12 protein-coding genes are annotated in these 21491 nt (G+C 37.7%); 5 read left to right on the forward strand and 7 right to left on the reverse strand.

The genetic code is table 11. From position 1 onward, the window contains the following. Positions 1-179: 179 nt before the first annotated feature. The 5 genes from J7604_RS17915 to polX all read left to right on the forward strand — a co-directional run bounded on the left by J7604_RS17915 (position 180) and on the right by polX (position 15019). Entirely contained in the window at positions 180-11540 is an 11361-nt protein-coding gene (locus J7604_RS17915) for a gliding motility-associated C-terminal domain-containing protein (protein ID WP_293898553.1), read from the forward strand. A gap of 135 nt (positions 11541-11675) precedes the next feature. Beyond that, positions 11676-12380 carry a hypothetical protein gene (locus tag J7604_RS17920; protein WP_293898556.1) on the forward strand — a complete coding sequence of 235 codons (705 nt, stop codon included), beginning with the start codon at positions 11676-11678 and terminating at the stop codon, positions 12378-12380. A 57-nt stretch (positions 12381-12437) separates the two neighbouring features. Beyond that, positions 12438-12731, forward strand: a complete 294-nt coding sequence (locus tag J7604_RS17925) for a helix-turn-helix transcriptional regulator (RefSeq protein ID WP_293898559.1) — start codon at positions 12438-12440, stop codon at positions 12729-12731. A gap of 66 nt (positions 12732-12797) precedes the next feature. Next, positions 12798-13133: a thioredoxin gene (gene trxA / locus J7604_RS17930; RefSeq protein WP_293898562.1), complete on the forward strand. Its 336-nt coding sequence runs from the start codon at positions 12798-12800 to the stop codon at positions 13131-13133. Positions 13134-13264: 131 nt separating this feature from the next. Further along, positions 13265-15019: a DNA polymerase/3'-5' exonuclease PolX gene (gene polX / locus J7604_RS17935; protein ID WP_293898565.1), complete on the forward strand. Its 1755-nt coding sequence runs from the start codon at positions 13265-13267 to the stop codon at positions 15017-15019. Positions 15020-15119: 100 nt separating this feature from the next. On the opposite strand, the gene J7604_RS17940 is transcribed toward polX, so the two are convergent. The 7 genes from J7604_RS17940 to J7604_RS17970 form a co-directional block, all read right to left on the reverse strand. After that, positions 15120-15437 (reverse strand): hypothetical protein, encoded by a 318-nt coding sequence (locus J7604_RS17940; RefSeq protein ID WP_293898568.1) that lies wholly within the window; start codon positions 15435-15437, stop codon positions 15120-15122. A 479-nt stretch (positions 15438-15916) separates the two neighbouring features. Further along, positions 15917-16900, reverse strand: coding sequence for a GlxA family transcriptional regulator (locus tag J7604_RS17945; RefSeq protein WP_293898571.1), 984 nt, complete (start codon positions 16898-16900; stop codon positions 15917-15919). A gap of 157 nt (positions 16901-17057) precedes the next feature. Continuing rightward, positions 17058-17951 carry an energy transducer TonB gene (locus tag J7604_RS17950; protein WP_293898574.1) on the reverse strand — a complete coding sequence of 298 codons (894 nt, stop codon included), beginning with the start codon at positions 17949-17951 and terminating at the stop codon, positions 17058-17060. Between the two features lie 160 nt (positions 17952-18111). Beyond that, complete coding sequence (locus J7604_RS17955) at positions 18112-18543, reverse strand: SRPBCC family protein (RefSeq protein ID WP_293898577.1); 432 nt, start codon at positions 18541-18543, stop codon at positions 18112-18114. Positions 18544-18806: 263 nt separating this feature from the next. After that, complete coding sequence (locus J7604_RS17960) at positions 18807-19685, reverse strand: MBL fold metallo-hydrolase (RefSeq protein ID WP_293898580.1); 879 nt, start codon at positions 19683-19685, stop codon at positions 18807-18809. Between the two features lie 83 nt (positions 19686-19768). Continuing rightward, positions 19769-20500 (reverse strand): SIMPL domain-containing protein, encoded by a 732-nt coding sequence (locus J7604_RS17965; protein ID WP_293898583.1) that lies wholly within the window; start codon positions 20498-20500, stop codon positions 19769-19771. A 90-nt stretch (positions 20501-20590) separates the two neighbouring features. After that, positions 20591-21442, reverse strand: coding sequence for a hypothetical protein (locus tag J7604_RS17970; RefSeq protein WP_293898586.1), 852 nt, complete (start codon positions 21440-21442; stop codon positions 20591-20593). Positions 21443-21491: the final 49 nt, after the last annotated feature.

Genomic DNA, 21491 nt, shown 5'->3' on the forward strand with positions numbered 1-21491 from the left:
ATTCTAATATTTAGAGTTAATTTTATCTCCTTGTAAAACTGAGCTCGCATTGAAAAATTACAATGGTAACCATTTAATTCTGAATACGTTCATTTTACAAATATTTAAAATTAATATAAAAATAAATCAATTTTTTTAAAATCATTTTGATTTCTAACGCTAGTTTAAATATTTAAGTTATGGGGTTAACTTATACCAAGACTAAAATTTTTATCTTGTCAATGTGCCTTTCAATATGTTTTAAGACATATTCTGAGGGAACAAGACAATTGATGCCGACGTCATCATCAAATGGCTATGTTCAGATCTTTGACTTGAACACTTTATCCAGACCATTTGCAACTTTTAATGCTCCGGAAGATTATAGGCTGAATATTCAGGTATGTAATCCGGGCGAGAAGATTTACATGGGTTTTAAGCAAACCAATGATGATGTCTATTTTCGACTAATGGATGAATCCAATAAGGCGGTGCCCATTCCCGGCCTGACTCCTGTTGCTGGTACTACCAACACTTACAAACTCCCTAAATCTGGAGCCGGCTATATCGATTCTTATAGCAAAGCATACAATGGTCCCAGCCAAATAGTAGGTTCTGGTGGGTATAATGCATTAGAATTTACCCCTCCAGGGCCAGGAAACTATCATATAGAATTTAACCCCATATCTTCAACTACCCCAACACCGGAAAAAAGGATCTTTACCTATTTTGATATTACTGTAGCTAACCCCACTACAAATAAAATTCAAACGGGAAGACTTTGGTCCAAGGCCTGGGATTTTACAACGAATGCAGGTAACAATCCATTTGTAACGACCATGTATGTCTATGCAAAAGACAGTATTATTACCTCGCTTAACTTCAATGGCATTCAGCCTTTCGGATTTTCAATCTCTGCAAACTCCACGGGAACTACTAAAACAGGAAATGCAGAATATGATAGACAATCAAAAATAGGGAACTACACCTACCCCGAATATAAACTATTTCTTACCGAGCCTGATACCAACTGCTTCCCTGTAGGAAAATTCGGTAGTCTCACTCAAGATCCTAAAATTACAGGTTGTGACCCCAACAACAGGTGCATAGAGATCTATACTGATAAAACCGGAACAGTTGAAATACTCTTTGAATTTAATGGTCAGGCAGGATATCAGAAAAACTCATCAGATATTTTATTCAATACAACTGTAAAAGCAGGATACAACTGCCTTCCATGGAATACAAAAGATGGTTTAGGTAAAGTTGTACCCGCGAATAAAACTTTTGACATAACGGTAAATTACTTTAATGGCTTGACACACCTTCCATTATATGACGTTGAAAATCACCCTAATGGATATATTGTAGAACTATATGCACCTAAAAAACCTAGTGCAGGAAAACCCAAGCTTTACTGGGATGACTCCAAAATCATAGCAGGATCAACCCTTGATGGAACTGTAAACCTAACAGGATGTACTGGAGGCTGTCACAAGTGGAAAGATAGAGGATACAATGAATGCGTTCCAACTTGTCCTGAATCTATTAATACTTGGTGGTATGCCAACGTAATCGAGAAAAAACTTAACTATACGGTGCAGAATGTCACTGTTGATGCAGAAAGTCGAAACGCCCCTCTCGCCCCTAATGACACAACAGTGTGCGCAGATATTACGACATTTATTCTAAGCGGTAAAATCACAGGGGCTACCGGAGGTAAATGGTCAGGAGGAAATGGATCTTTCTCTGATGTAAACGACCTTAATGCTGGTTATACCCCTACTGCTGCAGAAAAAACAGGAGGAATGGTAAAACTTTTCCTTACTTCCAATCCTACATCTGGTTGTCCATCTGTAACAGATACAATGAGAATATTCTTCACTCCTCTACCTACAGCCAATGCAGGACCTACTTCCAACATATGTTCAAATACAACGACTGTACAACTGAACGGAGTGGTGACTAACGCGTCAAAGGTTACATGGACAGGAGGAAATGGTAATTTTATTCCTAACAGAAATAAAGTAAATCCAATTTACACTCCAACAAAGGCAGAACTGGAGAGCGGTTCCATAGAGCTTACATTAACAGCAACCGGCACAGGCTCATGTGCACCTGTGAGCAGCAAAACAAAAATTGTGATAGCCCCAACTTCAGTGGCAGATGCAGGAAAAGATACTACTGTCTGCTCTAACAATGCTGTCATTCTTTTGAAAGGGAGCATTAAAGGTGGCACAGCAGGAAAGTGGACCGGAGGAAGTGGAACATATCTTCCGGATGCCAATACTTTAAATGCAACTTATATACCTGGTAAAGGGGAATTAGGTTCTGCCAATATTGTTTTAAACCTTACTCCGGATTATAATCCTTGCGGTATTGTTTCTGACCAAATGATTATCTACCTCACTAAACCTCCCAGAGTAGAAGCTGGTCCAGACAAAGAATTGTGCAAAAAAGATATTATTCAGCTGAATGGTTTTGTTGAAGGAGCTACCGGCGTAATGTGGTCATCTGAAGGTACAGGAAGTTTCAAACCTTCTGCCACCTCATTAAATGCGACCTATGAACCTTCTTCAACTGATACAGCTAAGGCTTCTATAAAACTATACCTCTCTTCAACTGGTAATGGAATATGTAATCCTGTGAAAGATTCTCTAACAGTTAAGTTTAGACCATCTCCAAAAATTCAAGTCAATAACAATCTGATTGCCTGTGAAAATAACCCTAATGTGGCTTTAAGTGCTACTATTTCCGGAGCATCCGGAATTCTCTGGAGCTCTGTAAATTATGGCACTTTTACCCCGTCTGCAAGCCATTTGAATGTAACTTACATACCTTCCGCCAAAGATTTAGCGGATCACCTGGCAATTATCAATGTAACAAGTGTTGGGAATGATTTCAACTGTAGTTCCTCTACAGAAAAAATTCTGGTATTGATAGATCCTGTTCAAACTGTTGATGCAGGACCAGCTCAAACAGTTTGTGCAAACAATGCGAACATCACATTAAAAGGAACTGCAACCCTTGGTACCTCTGTGACATGGTCAGGCGGAAATGGAATATTCGTACCAAGTAAAGACAGTCTTAATACAGTTTATACTCCTACTCCAGCTGAAATTGCCTCAGGAAAACTGAAGCTAACTCTAACAGCTTTGAAAACTTCATGTCTTCCTGTAAGTGATGATGTAGAAATTACGTTCACACCTGGCCCCGTTGTAAAGGCAGGTCCTGCACAAAGTGTATGTGAAAACAATGCGAAAGTAACTCTAAACGGTAATGTTAGTTTTGGTGCTGGTATATGGACAGGAGGAAGCGGAACATTTTCACCGAATAATACGTCCCTTGTAACAACCTATACTCCTTCTGCTACGGAGATTGCAGCTGGTTTTGCCAAACTTTACCTTACTTCTTCAAACAACGGAAATTGTAAAAGTGAAACCGATAGCCTGGAGATAACAATTATTAAAGCTCCAGTAGTAACAACAAGCAATTCAATAGACATCTGTCAAAATAATCCAACCATAGATCTGGACGGAAAAGTTACCCTTCCTGCCAAGGGAGGCGTATGGTCTGGTGGTAAAGGAGTTTTTTCTCCAAATGCCAATACAATAAAATCAATTTATACACCAACCGCAGATGAGATTAATTCTGGTTCTCTGAAACTGACTTTAAGTTCTACAGATAACGGATTATGTAATTCCTCATTTGCATATCTTGATATTACATTCATTCCGTCTCCAACAGTAGATGCTGGGCCAGGACAAGACATATGCTCTAATACGGCTGGGATTCAGCTTAACGGGAACAAGACAGTTGCTGGAGGAATTGTATGGTCAGGTGGAAATGGTAAATTCACACCAGATGCAACAGCCATCAATGCAGTTTACTCACCTTCAGTGGCAGAGGTTCTCGCAGGCACTGTTACCTTAACTATTGTAACAACCAATAATGGAAACTGTAACCCTGTTTCCGATAATGTTACCTTTAATTTACTTCCGGCTCCTGAAGTAAATGCCGGTCCGGATCAGTTTGTTTGCGGCACCGAAACTGCTATTGTATTCAACTTTGGAACATATAAAAATGCAACAGGAACAACCTGGTCAACTAACGGTAATGGCTCTTTCCTGCCAAGCAATTCAATCATAAATGCAACTTATAATATAACAGCAAATGATAAATCAAGAGGTAGCGTTACATTTACCCTGACCACTACAGGTACGGGTGTATGTCCTCCAGTATCAGATGACATGGTTGTTACATTTACAACTGTTCCTGTTATAGACGCAGGTCCAGATCAGTTTATTTGTACCAATGACTTACCTATCAGACTTAATGCAATAGGTTCCAGGTCAACCTGGACAGGTGGTGCAGGTACATTTAGCCCGGATAATAAAACACTGAATGCTATATATACTCCTTCTGCTTCTGAATTGTCAAGCGGAATTGTAAATCTTACAGTAACAACAGATGCAGTAGGATCATGTCCTCCCGTTTCTGATGCAGTCACTTTCAGAATTCCAAAAGGTCCGGAAATAGAAGCTGGACCAGATCAGACAGTTTGTGGTAATTCTCCGAATGTCTCATTAAACGGAAAAGTTGGGAATGCCAAAGGTGCTCTCTGGTCAACGAACGGGACAGGTTCTTTCCTTCCTGACAGAAGCAATCTAACAGCGACTTACGTCCCTTCATCTGCAGATACATCAGCCGGAAGTGTAATACTGACTCTTACCAGTTTAGGTAATGATACTTGTTCACTTGTTTCTGATCGTTTGACAGTCACATTTAAAGATGCGGTAGTGATAGATGCTGGTCCTGAACAAACCTTGTGCGCAAATGTCAGCGGAATTCAATTACACGGTGTTGTGCTTAATGCTTCCGGAGCTACATGGTCTGGAGGTTCAGGATCATATACTCCAAATGCTACAAGTTTAAATGCTACATATGTACCATCCGTCGCAGAAGTTAACGCCAAAAAGATAGTATTAACACTGACATCTGTGAGTGATGGAATTTGCCCTCCTCTTTCAGATAAAGTAACCTTTATTCTTCAAGATGCTCCTCAGGTAGATGCCGGACCGGATCAGACGATATGTGCGAATACAAGTTCCATCAAATTAGCAGGTACCTTCTCGAATGCAGGCGGAATTATATGGAAAAGTTCAGGTTCAGGAACCTTTGCTCCTGATGCATCACAAAAAGACGGTAATTATTATGTATCCTCACAAGACACCGTTATAAAGAAAATCACCCTGACCATTACCACAACCGGCAATGGAGTGTGTAATCCTGCTGAAGATAAGATGACATTGATCATTACTCCTATTCCTTCAGTAGATGCTGGTCCTGATCAGGAACTTTGTGAAAATGTTACATCTGTAACACTTTCAGGCAAAATAAATGTGGCTACAGGCGGATCATGGACAAGCACAGGAACTGGCACATTTAGTTCTAATGGAATCAATGCTGTATATAAACCAAGTGCAGCAGATCTAAAAAAGGGTATATTGACATTTACTTTAACATCAACAGGAAACGGAGCATGTGTCCCTGGAAAAGATGCGATGACTGTCAAATTTACCCCAATGCCAAAGGCAAATGCAGGCAGCGATTTTACAATTTGTGAAAGCAGTTCCTCAATTACACTTAACGGAACTATTGAATCTGCTACAGGTGGAACCTGGTCCACATCAGGTGATGGAACCTTTGGGGATCGCAATACTGTCAATACTACTTACAATTTAGGAGGTGGGGATATTTCTAAAGGTAATGTTTCATTAACTTTAAAAAGTGTAGGAAACGGAGCTTGCCCAGAAGCGGTAAGTTCAATAAAAGTTAATATTTTATCACTTCCTAAAGTAAATGCCGGACCGGACCAGACAGTCTGTGCCGACGTTTCAGAGGTTAGTTTATCCGGAACGATTACTAATTATTCTTCTGCGCTCTGGATTTCACAGGGAACAGGGGTTTTCCTGCCTAACAGTTCTGATCTGAATGCGAAATATAAACCATCAGCGGAAGACATTGCTGCTAAGCAAATCAAAATCACATTAAAAGGTGTAGGTAATGCTCCTTGCGCAACAATTACTGATGAAATGCTGATTAACATTACCCCATTAGTTACTGCCAATGCCGGACCTGATCAAAAAGTATGTTCTGATGTGACAGGAGTTCAACTTGCAGGAAATGTAACAATAGCGGCAGGACAGCAATGGAGTACAACTGGTACAGGAACATTCAGTCCTGATGCCAACGCATTAAATCCAATTTATATTCCTTCAAAAACAGATAAAGAAGCAGGTAAAGTAACATTTAAAATCATTTCCACAGGGAATGGAACATGTAATGCTGTTACAGATTTCGCAGATGTATCCTTCACTCCTGCCCCAACAGTTAAAGCCGGGCCAGATCTTGAAATATGCGAAGATGCAACCTCAGTCAATCTGGCCGGAGTTGTGACTATTGCAACCGGGGGAACCTGGAGTACTACAGGAGATGGTGGATTTAGCCCAACTGCCAATCAGCTAAATAACTCTTACCTGATTGGTAATGCTGACAAAACCCCAGGCTCTGTGATTAAACTTATTCTGACAACAACAGGTAATGGACTTTGCCAGCCAGCCAGAGATACTCTTAACTTAACAGTAAAGCCTCTATCGATTGTTAATGCAGGTGATGATCAGATTGCCTGTGAAGATGTAGCTGGAATAAACCTTTCCGGAACAGTGCTTAATGCAGCAGGTGGAATATGGAAAAGCACAGGAATGGGAACATTCTCTCCAAATGCATCTACATTAAATGCTACTTATATTCCTTCAGCTGCGGAAAGAGCTTCCGGGAAAGTTCAATTAACCTTGACAGCAACCGGTACAGGAGTTTGTAATCCATTATCCGATGTCATGGAAGTTAAGTTTGAAAAAACACCGGTTGTAAATGCAGGACCAGACATAAATGTTTGTGCAGATATGGGAGAGATTCAGTTATCCGCTACACTAACCAATGCTACCGGGGTGAAATGGAACACCTCTGGTGATGGTAATTTTTCACCTGATAATATTACCAATAACCCAAGGTATTTGATCGGTTACAATGACAGCATTAACAAAAAAGTAATCATCACTGCTACAAGTACCGGAAATGGAAATTGTGCTGCTGTTTCAGATCAGATGATTCTTACGATCAGCCCGATTCCTTCTGTTGATGCAGGACCAGATATTGTTGCATGTTCTGATGTCACTTCAATACAACTTAACGGAAAAGTTAAAGTAGCATCAGGCGGATATTGGATCTCAACAGGTAGCGGAACCTTCTCTCCTAGTCCGGAAAGCCCTGTTGTGGAATACATTCCATCTGCAGCAGATAAGCTTACAACAACCTACCTTATATTAATTTCATTAGGACATGGTTCTTGTAACTTCTATTCAGATACATTAGCTCTTAGATTTGATACGAATCCAAAAGTAGATGCAGGTCCGGATCGCACTGTTTGCGAAACGGACCTGCCTATACAGCTGAAAGGATCTGGTAATAATGTAACATGGACCTCACCAGTGGGCGGGGGAATATTTCTTCCGGATGCCCACGTACCTAATGGTTCTTATATGCCAACTGCCTCAGAAATTGCAGCTAAAACAGTTACTCTGACAATCTCAAGTCCGGCATCAGGTATGTGCCCTGCTACCTCTGATCAGGTAACATTCACTATAACACCAGGTCCGGTTGTTGATGCAGGTTCAATAAAAAGTATCTGTAATACAATGACCTCAATAGCGCTGGCCGGAAATGTAGCAAATGGTAATGTAATATGGTCAACTACTGGTAAAGGTACTTTCCAAAACGCAAGCGCAGCCACTACTACATACAACATCGATGCAGATGATAAACTTGCCGGAGTTGTAACCCTGATTCTAAGCTCAGATGGCAACGGAGTTTGTAATCCAATCGGAGACACTCTGAATTTGACATTTGATCCGGAAGCAATAGCAGATGCAGGATTTAATCAATCGCTTTGTGCAGACGTTGCTGCATTCCAATTATCAGGTACGGCTAAAAATTATTCTTCTATTCAATGGTCAACAACAGGTTCTGGAGGCTTAAATAATGCAACTACCTTGACACCTGATTATACACCATCAGTAGCGGAAAGAAATAATCATAGTACAGTTAAAGTTACCATGAAGGTGAACGGATTAGGCAATTGCCCTCCTGTAACCAAAGATGTGTTGCTATCTTTAACTCCAGCTCCTACAGCTAATCCTGGAACTGACACTATAGTTTGTTCCAACTCGCAAGCTATCCCATTGAAAGCAACAATTACCATTGCAGGAGGAGCTGTATGGTCTACTTCCGGTACAGGAACATTTGCACCTGGAGCACAAAGTCTGAATGCATCTTATATTCCTTCTGACAATGATAAATCAACCACAGTTACTTTAACATTGAAAACAACGGACAATGGAACTTGTGGGCAAGTTACCAAAGATAAAAAGATAGATTTTGTTAAAATGCCAGAAGCTGATGCAGGACCTGACGACACCATTTGCGTTAATGCTACCAGCGGCATTGCATTAAACGGTATTGTAAAATCAATAACAGGTTCAGGTGTTTGGTCAGCAATGGGAACCGGTACATTTAGTGCTCCGGCGACAACTCTAATAAATACCTATTCTCCATCAAATGGAGAAAAACAAGCTGGAAATTTTATATTAGCTCTTAAAACCACCGGTAACTCTGTATGCCCGGAAGTCACTGATTATAAATCTGTAACCATTCAATATTTACCAGAAGCAAATGCAGGGCTTGATCAAAATGTCTGTGCAGATATTCCTGGTATTAAACTTAATGGATCATTGACAAGAGCACTAACTGGAGAATGGACAACAAACGGAGATGGAACATTTTCTCCTGACAAGTTCACTCTGAATGCCTCTTATATACCTGGAGCTATTGACAGAACGAAAACTGGAATCATCTTATCTTTAGCTACAAAGGACAATGGGAAATGCGCCCCATCTACTGATCCGCTTAACATCTCATTTATCCCATTGCCTGATGGAAATGCAGGTAACGATACGACAGTTTGCGAGGATGCTGCAGTTGTGACTCTTAACGGAACAGTTACCAATTCCTCCGGTGTTATCTGGACTTCAGACGGATCCGGAAAATTCAGTCCATCTGCTTCTTCACTGATAACAACTTATATCCCTGGCCTAAGTGATATCAAAGCCGGAGGAGTAACCTTAAGATTGAAAGTTAACGGAATGTCTCAGTGTGGAGGTGTAACCAAGCTTAAACAAGTAACTATTAATCCTAAACCTACAGTATATGCAGGCCCGGACTTAAAAGTCTGTGAAGAAACAGAAGAAATCAAAGTTGCAGGTTCTGCTACCAATTATACTTCCGTTAACTGGACAAGTTCAGGTATAGGAAATTTTGGAAACGGAAACGTGCTTTCTACCATTTACAAGACCGATCCTACAGATTTTGATGCACAAGCCATAAACTTGATACTAGAAGTACAGGGCAAACCGGGTTGTAAGCCCGTTCAAGATCAATTAACCATCCAGTTTGTTCCTAAACCGGAAGTTATTGCAGGTCCTTCACAAAACTTCTGTTTTGATGCTCCTGAAATTGTACTAACAGGAAAGGTAGTAAATGCAGCCAATACAGAATGGGTAAGTTCAGGTTCCGGAATTTTCTTACCTGGAAGAACAAGTCTGAACACGAAGTATATTCCGTCTCTGGAAGACCGTATCTCAGGTTCTGTTAAACTTTCTATTAGAAATACTGATGTTCCGTTATGTAAGGCGGATGAAGACACCCTCGAAATCACATTTATACCAAAACCGGTTGCTGACCCAGGACCAGCTATTATCTGTGATATTTCAAATGGAGCAAAACTAAACGGAAAATTCCAGAATGCAACCGGAGTTTTCTGGACATCAGAAGGAACTGGAACATTCTCTCCGGATCCTAAAGACCCAGGGGCAACATATTATCCTTCATTACAGGATAAACAAAAAGGATCAATACATCTGAATCTGACAACTACAGGTAATGGAGTTTGTAATGAAACAGTTGGTATAACGACACTCATTATAGAGCCAAGACCAACAGCAGATGCAGGAAAGGACCTTGATGTTTGTATGTCAAGCACTCCAACGATTACAGCAAACCTAACAGGTGATGTATCTTATGAGTGGTACAATCTGAATGGAGTATTAATGGGATCAGGAGCAAACATAATGCTTCCAAACCTTGATCGCGATACAACACTAGTATTAAGAGTATTCGACAGCAGGCCATGTGATCAGTTTGATACAGTTACAGTAAGAGTATTTAATCCTCCTACTATTGGAATGCCGGCTGATACATGTTTTGATCAACCCCTGTATGTTGCTGCTAAATTAAGAGATATTCCTCTCGTTACCGGTCAATATATCTGGTCGCAAGATGGCAAACTTATGCCAAATCAGGTATTACCAATCCTTAGCGTACCAAGACCTGGAGAATACACAGTAACATATGCTTTTGGTAATTGCTCTGTTTCTAAGAAAATCAAAATTAATCCATTACCAGTGTTAATGGGTTCAGATAAGATAGCCTGTGAAAATCGAAGTACAGTTCTAAGCATTACTTCTACCCTGCCTTCATCTAATTATCAATGGTCAGGACCAGGGGTTAATGCAACAACCACCGGAGGCAATCTTGGAATAATTGTACCTTTAGATACCAATTTCTATCAAGTAAGTGTCACGACAAATGATGGATGCAAAGCAAGTCATGACATAAGAGTTATTGGAGTACCATCACCAATATTCAGCATAAAAGACTCTGCTTTCTGCGCAAATAAAACAGCAATGTTTATTGCGAGACCTACCAATATCAGTAATATTGAATCTCTGCCTGTAACTTACGAGTGGATGAAAAACGGAGTATCCATGAATAACAGTAATGATTCACTTCTAATTAGTTCTGAAGGTGCATATGCTGTAAAAGTTACAATTGGAGAGTGTGATACATTGTTGACAACAAAGATCAAGTTAAATGAAGTACCAAATCCAAGGTTACCAAAAGAACTTGATTTGTGTATGGAAAATAAAGAAGTAATCAAACTGGATGCTGGACCTGGATTGATTTATAAATGGAGCGGCGATGCTCAGGTTAATAATGATACAACAAGAATACTGTTTGCTACAGATTCAGGATTTTATAAAGTACGTGTGATTAATCAGTACCAGTGTGAAAAAGAGGATTCTACAACTATCAAAGATATTTGTCCTCCAAGATTATATGTTCCAACCGGACTTGATCCAACTACTGAAGGAAAATCAACTTTAGATATCTTTGGTAAGTATTACACCAACTTCCAGATTACAATATTTAACCGCTGGGGAGAAGTAATCTTTATGTCAAATGATCCGAAAGCGGTGTGGGACGGAACCTACAGAGGTGAAGTGATGCCAATAGGAGTTTATAACTACATTGTAACATATGAAGGTCTGAATGAAAAATACAAAGGCCCATACAAAGTAAAAGGCGCAGTTACAGTGGTTAGATAACCGGAACATACTGACCAATAATAAAAAAGACTGCATTCTCCGTGCAGTCTTTTTTTGTGCGTAAAAAAACATTTTAACTTCTTAAAAATTTTTAATAGGTTTAACAGTTATAAAGAGATAAAACAGTCTCAGGCTTTGAAATTAGTTCGTTTATTAATTTTTATCCTTTTCTTTTCAGGACTTCGGGAAGGTTTTTGTCAAAACCAGGGAGATTACCTCATCAATGGCCGCTTGGTAGACAGCGTTGATTCAAAGGGTATTTCAGATGCCCTTATAATTAATAAAAGTACAAACAAGGTCGAAATTTCTGATAAAAGTGGGTACTTCTATTTTAATGCCTCTCTCAACGATACCATCGTTATTTACATTCTTGGGTATCGTACCAAAATATTTCCATTGAATAAGGAAATGACCACCAGGCAAATGAATGCCATTAGACTTGCACCCGATATTGAACTATTAAAGAGTGTGGAAGTAATAGGGAAAAGCGAGCCTCGGCAGAAATATAGATATCCGAATAACCAGGAGCCCGCCACCATTATGAACCCTATTACCTTTTTATATGAACGGTATAGCAAAAGGTATCAGCAATATGAAAAGGTAGCAGAGCTTCAAAAAGCCAAATACTACGAACAACTCAAAGAATATCGTCTTAACCGGTTATTTATCATGGATGTTACCGGAGTTAAAGAAGAAGATGTTGACGATTTTATAAGTAAATGTAATTTCGGAAGAGAGTTTATCGAAACCGCCTCTGATTATGAACTGATTGTGATGATCAGAAAAAATTATGACTGGTATAAAAAAACCAAATCAGGAAATAAGAAGGGGAAATATTAAAATAGAAGTTTGCATATATCGAAACATTTAAATATATTTATATAACAATTAGTCAGAATGGCAATTAAACCGGAAGATCGCATAAAACAGATTGAAAAAATGGCCAAAGCCCTGGGTGACAAAAACAGACTTGTTATCCTACAGACAATTGCAGAAAAAGGATGTGTGAATTGTACCGAATTTACTGAAGTCATAAACCTGGCTCAGCCATCAGTCTCTCATCACATCAAAATTCTAGTGGATTCCGGTCTGATAAACTCTGACAAAGAAGGTCGATTTGTTAAATTATGTATCAACAGAGAAAACATCGAAGAATTCAATGCTTTTTTAAACGATATTAACAAATTCTGACTTTTTTTGATTTGTCATATTGATATATTTAAATATTTAGAACATTCAATTTAAACAATTAAACTTATGGAAAACGGAACTAAATACCTCGAATTGACAGATGGAAATTTCGATACCGAAGTAATACAAACATCTACTCCAGTGCTTGTTGATTTTAGTGCAGAATGGTGTGGACCTTGTAAAATGATGGGGCCGGTTATTGAAGACTTAGCAAACGAATATGCTGGAAAAGCAAAAATTACTAAAATTGATGTAGATGTGAATCCTCAAACTACATCAAAATACGGAGTTCGTAGTCTTCCTACCCTTTTAATTTTTAAAGATGGTAATGTAGTAGATAAAATTATCGGGGCGGTTCCTAAAAGAGTTATTACCGAAAAATTAAGCGCATACCTAAATTAAGAAAACAGCAACAGTTTTGAGCAAGAGTTTATCCTTTGTTGCTCTTGCTCAAAACTCTTGCTGATTAAACCAACCTCACTCCCCTTATGTTATCCTTTTAGGGAAATGCTTATAAAGCCAAAGGAAGGATTATGTACAGGGTAAATAAAGAGCTTGCCGAAATCTTTGAGGCAATAGGCAGCATATATGAATTTAAAGGACCTAAAGAACGATTCAGGTCAATTGCTTATCACAATGCAGCCAGAATCATCAATGACCTTCCAGAAGATATCAGAGAGCATATAGAAGATGGAAAGTTCATTAAAACCTATGGTATTGGTAAAAGCATTGAAGAGAAAATCTTTGAGTTCCTTAAAACTAACCAGGTAAGCTTATTTAATGATCTGCAAAAGGAAGTTCCCAAAGACTTCCTTACACTTATGAAGGTTCAGGGATTAGGGCCTGAAACATTAAAAAGATTTTATTTTGACCTTAACTTAAGTACCAAAGAGCAGATTATAGAAGCCCTTCAGGATGGCAGAATCTTACAGCTTAAAGGTTTTCAAAAAAAGAAGGTAAATAATATTTTATCAGCTTTGCTTAAGAAAACTGAGACAGATGAACGACTACCATTATGGGATGCACAAGAAATCAGCTCCAGCATTATTAAGATGCTTAATACAATACCGCAGATCCAACTGATTGATATTGCAGGAAGCCTTCGCAGGCAAAAAGAAACTGTTGGTGACATTGACCTCTTGATCGCTGCCAAAGCCAAAGATCGGAAAGCCATTATCAGGCATTTTGTATCTCTTGATGAAGTTGAAAACCTTTATGCAGAAGGCGACACCAAAGCCAGTGTATACTTCAAATCCTTTAAAAGACAGGTAGACATTAGAATAGTAACCGAAGATCAATGGGGTGCTGCACTTCAATATTTCACAGGTTCAAAGGCACATAACATTCACCTTCGAAAACTTGCCATTGAAAAAGGTTTTAAGATAAATGAATATGGTCTTTTTACTGTAGATGACAATAAAAAAGTTGCAGGAGAAAATGAAGAAGATATTTATCATGCTCTGGGTCTTGAATGGATGCCTCCTGAAATGCGCGAGGATACTGGTGAAATTGAACTTGCTTCTGAAGGTTTGATACCTCAGCTCATCACATTGGAGGATATAAAAGGTGATATGCATACGCACTCCAGATGGTCTGATGGACGCAGCTCCATTGAAGAAATTGCAGACTATATTTCCGCTAATCAAAAATATGACTACATAGTCATTACGGATCATTCCAAATCCCAGATAGTTGCAGGAGGAATGCAGGAAGGTCAATTTATTGATCAGTTAAAAGAAATCAAAAAGGTAAACAAGAAGATCGGGAAAGACCTTATAAAGTCAGGAACTGAAGTGGATATAATGCCTGATGGTTCTTTGGATTTATCTGATTCCCTATTACAGACGCTTGATTGGGTTGTAGCTTCAATTCATTCCCATTTTAACCAGGACAATACAGAAAGAATCATTAAAGCTTGTCACAACCCATATGTATGTGCAATAGGCCACCCGACAGGAAGAGTACTTGGAACAAGAGAAGGCTATACTGTTGATATGGAAAGAATTCTCGATGTTGCAGCGGAGACGGGAACGGCAATTGAAATAAATGCACATAGCCATCGCATGGACATCAATGATCGTTGGGCTAAAAGAGCTATTGAGAAAGGCGTAAAGCTTGTAATAGGCACCGATAGTCATAATACAGGAAATTATAGCTTTATGAGATTAGGAGTTGCAATAGCGAGGAGAGCCTGGTGTACGAAAGACAATATCTTAAATACATTAGACTGGGCAACGATTGAAGCATTTAAGAAGAGGAAACTGGAGAGGATTTATATGCTGCATTAAAAATTATAAATCTATTTAGGACGACATAATTGGCTGGCACGCGGCTTTCAAAACTCTAACTTATGAATACTCTCCTCCAAAGCCTCATAGGACAGAGAAGTTATCTGTCAGGATTATTTCTGGTTAGAAGTAAAAACGTCTGGATTATTAAAAGAACAAATAAAACACGTAAGTTATTACTCGATTTTACTGAAGAGTTTTTATGGATAGTATGTATAGCGTCAAGATGCTCTTTAGCTCTTTTCTTTGCTGTATCAATATTTTGCATTGCATCGATCTCTGCTTTTTGAAAAGAGATCAAATGATTATTTTTTATTTCTGCAAAGTCAACTTCTAAAAAGGTAGCACCCAATAGATAAAATAGAAGTCCTATTGAAATTATTTTTGCTACTATCCTAATCCTCCTGATTACTTGCATTTCTTTATATTGATGGGTAACGATCGAAACACTTTGTAAATTTTCATTTTAACTATTCTATAAACCAATCAGTCAACCTACAATAGAATAGCCAATGCACAAAAAAAACTAAACCCATAAAGAATATAACAATGACTAGAAGATCTTCCTTCTCTGGTTTGTTTCTAAACAATCTAAAAACTAGAAAAACAAAAAAAATACTACTTAACAAGCTATAAAGCAATAAAAGATAAATTATTCCAATATGCCCATCCATTGAAATTTCTTTGGGATCAATAGGGTTCTCATCAGGCCATGCCTTATACTTTAACCTAAATCTTATTACTAATCCATAAAACGTCAATAAGAATGACCAAGGAATTAAAGATATCCAGAATGATACTTTTTTAAAAAGTATTATTTCCTTTCTTGGCCTATTGATATGATTAAATTCAAGGCTTATAAATTTCATTTCTCTTTAATTGCTCGAAATGATTACTTTAATACGTCACCATTTGCTTATTATACTTATTCCTGTAATCTATAGGAGTCATACCAGTAATCTTCCTAAAAACATCTCTGAAAGCTTTAGAATCGGTATATCCTACATCAAACATGATTTCACTGATATTCTTCCTTGTTGATTCCAGATTCTTTTTGGCAGCTTCTATCTTCACCCTTTGAATATATTCTGTAATTGTATTGCTGGTGGCCTTCTTAAACCTTCGCTCAAAGCTTCTCCTTCCTACTGCAAACAGATCCGACAACTGATCTACAGAGATCTTCTCCTGAAAATTGGATTCTATAAACTCCTGTGCCTTTTTTACCGGTTCATCTTCATGTTCTTTCTGTCCTCTGAACATGACAAATGAAGACTGACTATAACGGTCTATTTCTATTTCAAAATACTTGGCAGCAAGTATAGAAAGTTCTCTGTCTGTATATTTTTCAAGTAAGTATATAAGTAAATTCCAGAATGAGTTGGCTCCTCCACTACAATAAATACCCTTTTCATCAGTAATAATTTTTTCTGATACTAATATAGCTTCAGGAAACATCTGCCTGAAAGAATGCTCTGCAAGCCAATGTGTGGCGCACTTCCTACCATCCAGTAGTCCTGTAGAGGCCAGCAGAAAAGTTCCGACACATAAACTTGCCACTTCTCCCCCATTATTATATTGCTTATTGATCCAAGGGAAAAAATCCTTATTGATATCAATTACTTGTGTCCAATCGCCATTAACAGCAGGAATGATAATCAAATCGGTTTTAAAGGAATCTTCAATAGTCAGATCAGGATGAACTCTGAAAAAAGAATCATAAACCTGAGCTTCTTTGTCAATCCCAACTAACTGTACTTTAAACAATGGTTGTTTTCCTTTATTGATAAGAAATTCATTTGCCATTGTGAATGCCTTAAATGCGCCTTCAATGCAGCCTAGGGAAGCTGCTCCTCTCGGAACAAGAATTGATATGTGCTTCATTAGAAAATATACCTGGAAACCTCTTGAAACAATTATTTCCTAATTTTAATTCTGAGAAAATACGAAATCAGGAAAGGACTAGATGTCTTATTTAGTAAACATATGAAAAAAAAGTGTCGTAAACAACCCGAAAATAGCTACTTTTTACCCAATTATGCTATTCAAGTTTAAAATTGACAGGCAGATTAAATACCACGTCTACTTTCTCTCCATTGTGACTGCCGGCTTCCCAATCTGGCATTTCATGGATCAGACGTAATACTTCACCGTCAAAATTCCGCGAACCTTCTACTGATTTAAGAATTCTCGGATCTTTGATTTTACCATTTTTATCAACTACAAAAGTCGCATAAACAATACCCTCTATTTTATTTTGTCTCTCCCACTTTGGATACTTAAGATTTTGTTGAATATATGCTATCATCAGTTCAAACCCACCTTTAAACTCCGGCATTTGCTCGACATGTGTGTATGGGCCTTCATTTGGAGTAATTGTATCCGGAGGAAGCGCTACAATTCCCGTAATCTCAATTGGTACCTCAATCACCTCGTCCCTTTCAATACATTTCGGAGTTGTTTTTAATATTTGTTGCGAAACTTCCTTTTTTATTGCACCATTATCAGGATCTGAATTAACCTTCTTTAATTCTGAAGAATCACTAAGCACTTTAGATGTTTGTGCTATTGAAGAGCTCTCAGCAATGATCTCTCTTTTATTCTCAACTTTAAAATTATTTTCACAACCAGATAAGACTAATGCCCCAAATGTTAAAAGGTAAAAGGCAAGATTAGAATTCTGATGCTGATTAGAAAGCGCCTTAATTGTGACTACAAAATCCTCATAAGAAAAATCAAGCTGAGAAGAATAAAATCTACCACAAACCTGTTTATTGTAATTTAAAATAAGATACTCGAGTATTTCTTGTCTGGACTTTCCTCTAAAGTCTGTAACATCCTTTTTACAACTAATGCAATATCTGGACCGGACACCGATCTTCATCTTCTCCCAGTCTTCATGACAAGGATTGGGGATACCTATCTTAGGCTTCATAAAAAATGGCTTTAAAGCTAAACGATAAAAGTCTTTACTTATTGATTTATTAAAAATACCAAGGATGATCAAAAAAAGAAAGGTCTCATAAATTAATTATGAAACCTTTATGGAACAGTACCTATACCAACCTTCAGTAGATAAGCGATTAGGCTCTTTATTAAACTGATTCAGTATATTTCTTAAAATTATTCAGAATCGCCTGCCAGCCTTGCTTCTGCATTTCTACAGGATTTTGAGATTCAGCATCAAATGTTTCCACTACCTTAGTCTCATTTCCCTGTGCAGAGAACACTACTTTTGTCTTTCTACCATCTCCCATGGTGTATTCTATCACTTTGTTGGTTTCAACGTTGGTATATTCTCCACCAAAGTCAAAGCTAAAACTGCCATCTTTTGCTGCCATTCTGGTCTTAAACTTTCCACCTTTTCGCAAATCATTTTCAGCATAAGGTGCATGCCAATCGTCAGATGCCTGACACCATTTGGTGATATCCTCAGGTGAATTCCAGGTTTTCCAAACTTTCTCTACAGGTGCTTTTACCAAAGCCTCTACGGTTACAGATATCGGGGTTGTTGTTTCTTTGCTCATAGTCTTTTGGTTAGATTAATATATTGACACAAAATTACTTTAAAACCTTAAATTCGAATATATTGTAAACGACAATCGTAAGGGGTAATTCCGACAATCTTTATTTAAAGATGGTTAAACTAATACAGAAGTCCGATTATAATCAATACAACATTAACAACATTTGGACGAAAAACATTGACCTGGTAGATTTTCTTTATGAAATGAAAAAGCAATTTATTTCTAACTAAATTCTTCCTTTTCATTTTTTTACATTTTTTAAGCTATTGATTGATAGGTTGACTTCTAAGTATATCTCTGTGTATTTGTCCGGGAAGTACTCTGTATACAGGGACTTTTATAGAATATTCTTTACACAGCTTTTTTATTTCTTCATCAATCTGTTCATTTGAATACCTTGAAGAGAAATGGCCAAGAATCAATGTTTCAATATTGATTTCAGAAACCATCTTTATAACCTCATCCAAGTTGCTATGTTTGTTTCCATGCTTGTTTATTCTTTCTTCATCTTTTCCTCCAAGGAAAGTAGCTTCATGAATAAGGATTTTTGACTTGTCCCACTTTGCATAGTCATCAACCGGCGTATCTCCTGAATAGGTAAGAATATTTGTCCGGACTACCTCACTTAGCGCTTCTCTGCCAGATTCTGATATAAGCTGTTTGATCCTATCTTGAGAAAGTGAAGCATATTCAGTCTTTAATTTTGTTTTAGTCTGATAGACTTTATAACTGAAGCTCTTGTGTATTCCTTTATCCGCTTTTACATGCTCATTTCTGATAGCTTTAACAATCAGATAATCCGCTATCTGAATTTCTTCATCTTCAATAACCGCTTTCCAGACTGTGCCTTTTACATGCGGATCAAATTTCTTAGTAAACTCCTCTATGGCGGGGAAAGAGCCACAATGAGCCGGATAATGAAGTATAGGATATCCTTCCCGCGCATTTAATTGATTGAACTGCAGAAGCCCTCCCAGATGATCTCTGTCTGCATGCGATATAAAAACGTGATCTGCTTTTCTTGCTTTCTGTAACAATGCTGATGCCACTCCATCCCCAGCATCAAACAATATCCCAAGCTCTTCTACAAAATACCACGTGGAGAATAATGCTGTAGAATAGCCACTAATATTAAACTTCATAAAGCAATCTTTTACTTTCTGTTTTTAGTTGTAAGTATATTATCTATATGAAGCATTTATCAATTGTATCTTAAATGCCGTGATCATTCTGTTTCATAATCCAGCTTCACTGTAATGGTAGCTGTCTTTCTTTTGGAAGAAGTATTAAAAGAACCTCCCCATGAAAAATCTTCTGATGAATTCTGAGCTACAATCTGAAATACTCCTAGGTCAGCATTTTTAAGATGTCCAATACTGCTCCCTGCATTCTCTGCTATTTTCATAGCGCGAATATTTGCATCCTTCGTTGCCTCTGCTATCATCTCTATTTTAAGTTCAGAAAGCTTTGTGTAATAATACTGTGGATTTTTGGAATAGAACTCCACACCTGAATTTATAAGCTCACTCACTTCCCTTGAAATCCCTTCAACCTTATCCACCTCCGCAGACTCTATTTGCACGTCCTGCTTTAGCCTGTATCCTATAAATATTGTTTTAGTCTTATTACCATCATCATCATAGACTTCATCGATTTCCTTATCTATGTTAACCGCAGAGAATATAATATTAGATTCTTTTATTCCTTTTGAGATCAAATAGTTTTTAATACTCTCTCTGTCCTTATCTAGCGCAGCATAAGCCTCTTTAAGGTTTGGATTAATTTTTGAAAATGAACCACTCCATACTATCAGATCAGACACAAAGTCTTTCTTTCCAAGGCCTGTAACGCTGATAATTTCACTACTTCTATTTCTGTTCTTAAAAGCATTCGCAAAAATCAGAGCAGTAAAAATGATCGAAACACCTATAATCAGTGAGTTTAAATGTGATTTCATATTATCAAAAATTATTGCGGATGATAAATAAATGAAAATTAGCCTTCAGATCTTCTTTTAAAAATAAAATAAATAAAGGACAATCCTTGATTATCCTTCCAAATATTTCCAGTCTCTTATTGGTTCAAAGTCTTTGTAGCACTCTGCCACAGATGGATGTGAAAGCACTGACTCTACTGAAACCTCAGGGATTGCCTCATCAGCAATTCCATTTTTCACAAATATAAAATTGAATCCTAATTCATTTGCCCCTACCAGTCGGTATCCCTTTCTTTTTGCTAGTTTGGTCATAGCCACCGGTGAAGCTCCATGATATACCGGATGTTTTCCCGGATATGAATAATCAGGATCATAAGGAACAACAATGTTATTTAAACCAAATTCAACATGTGTTTCAATGATCACAACTTTTGGAGATACGACAGAAATTGCATCCCAGATCCAATAATCGTTTCCATCAACATCTATAGACAGCAAACCTATTTCCCCTTTAAACCCTGCATCTTCTATAAGTTTGTTTACATTTTCTCTGTTTACTTTTGAACAAACAAACTTTGGCTTATAAAACCAGGGATGAGGATATTTATCATAGAACTTTCTACCACGCTTGATACTCTTGGGATTTCCGTCTATAAATAATCCATGCCAGCCAAAATTGAAATATAGATTAGCTGAGTTACTATTGACTCCATCATCAGATCCTATTTCAACGAATACTTTATTATCCATTCCTATCGCAGCAAATAAGAACAACAACTTTCCATCCTCTTCAAATTGGGAAAAAACTCTGAAGCCCGTATCAGCGATTTTCACATTTTCCTTATTGGAAATACGATCTTGATAGTAATGAAATAATTGCCTTTGGGAAATTTGCACAGATGGATTAAATCTGCTTCTTATTTTAGTTATTAAGAACTTGTCCTTTAAAAAATTCTTGATCATTGTTTATGCTGAAATAGAGTCTTTAAGCTGCGGAAATAACATCTCATAT

Origin of the sequence: Sporocytophaga sp. (assembly GCF_017745095.1) — a bacterium.
In the GTDB taxonomy this organism is placed as follows: Bacteria; Bacteroidota; Bacteroidia; order Cytophagales; family Cytophagaceae; genus Sporocytophaga.